Origin of the sequence: Falsiroseomonas stagni DSM 19981 (assembly GCF_900114315.1) — a bacterium.
GTDB classification, from domain to species: Bacteria; Pseudomonadota; Alphaproteobacteria; order Acetobacterales; family Acetobacteraceae; genus Falsiroseomonas; species Falsiroseomonas stagni.
Window position 1 is genome coordinate 1 of the sequence record NZ_FOSQ01000041.1, and the last position, 1,182, is coordinate 1,182.

The following is a 1,182-nucleotide window of genomic DNA, read 5'->3' on the forward strand; positions in this document are numbered from 1 at the left end:
TCTGGCCCGCGGCCACACCATCGACCGCCTCGACGACCTCCTGCCCTGGAACATCAAGCTCGCCGCGTCACCTGCCGGGACCAGCTGACGCTTACAGGAAGCCCGCGGATGTCGTGCACCACTCGGACCAGGGCAGCCAATATACGTCGGTGGCCTTCGGTTTGAGAGGCAAAGAGGCGGGTGTCCGTCCCTCCACCGGCTCGGTCGGCGACGCCTACGACAACGCCATGGCCGAGGCAATCTTCGCCACCCTCGAGTGCGAACTGCTGGACCGCCGCAGCTTCCGGTCCCAGGCCGAGGCCCGGATGGCCGTGTTCGCCTTCATCGAAGGTTTCTACAACCCGACCTGGCGCCGTTCCGCCCTGGGCTATCTCTCGCCCATCGAATCCGAAGCCAGAGCCATGGCCGAGAACAACTGATCCCTATCCACCAACCGTCCACGCCGGCTGGGCTGCGCGAACCATGTGGAGCGCGGAACCTGCACGAACCGCCGCGCGGTGGCGCGCGACACGGTCCTGATCAGGGTGCTGGTCGGCCTCAAGGAGCGGCTGCTCGCGCCGGAACTCGTCGAGGAATTCGTGACCACCTACGTGGCCGAGATTAACGCGGTCAATCGCGAGCGCGGCGCCCGCCAGGCCGGGCTGGAGGCGCAGGCAACCAAGCTCGACCGGCAGATCCGCAACCTGCTGGAACTGATCAAAGACGGCCATGGCAGTCCGGCCATGGCGAACGAACTGCGGGAGGTTGAGCGCTGCCGGGAGGCGCTGCAAGCCGAGATTGTCGCCGCAGGACTGCCGGAGCCCGTGCCGGTGCTGCACCCGAATCTGCCGGCGCTGTACCGCCGCAAGGTCGAGACGCTGGAGGAAGCCCTGGCCGATCCGGAGACCATGCTGGCCGCAACCGAAGCATTGCGGTCGCTGGTTGACGCCGTGCTGGTGCATCCAGGCGAGCGCCGCGGCGAGGTGTCCCTGAGCCTGCTCGGCGATGTGGCGGCGCTGCTGCACGCTGCCGGAGAACGACAGGTGGCAGACAGCAAAAAGGCCGCTCTGCGTGTGCAGAACGGCCGTTCTTGGGAAGTACTGGCAACGTGGGATGCGGGGACAGGATTTGAACCTGTGACCTTCAGGTTATGAGCCTGACGAGCTACCGGGCTGCTCCACCCCGCGGTGGTGTGTGTGTTTC

Annotated in this window: 2 protein-coding genes and 1 tRNA gene; 1 reads left to right on the plus strand and 2 read right to left on the minus strand. The window is 66.5% G+C overall.

Annotation, left to right across the window (positions count from 1 at the left end):
* The coding region (locus BM041_RS29650) for an integrase core domain-containing protein (protein ID WP_245762319.1) at positions 1-419 on the plus strand (419 nt) is incomplete at its 5' end.
* Between the two features lie 3 nt (positions 420-422).
* Here the strand turns inward: BM041_RS29650 and BM041_RS29655 are convergent.
* Entirely contained in the window at positions 423-1,004 is a 582-nt protein-coding gene (locus BM041_RS29655; protein WP_092963675.1) for a hypothetical protein, read from the minus strand.
* A gap of 88 nt (positions 1,005-1,092) precedes the next feature.
* Positions 1,093-1,166 (minus strand) — tRNA-Met (locus BM041_RS29660).
* Positions 1,167-1,182 lie beyond the last annotated feature (16 nt).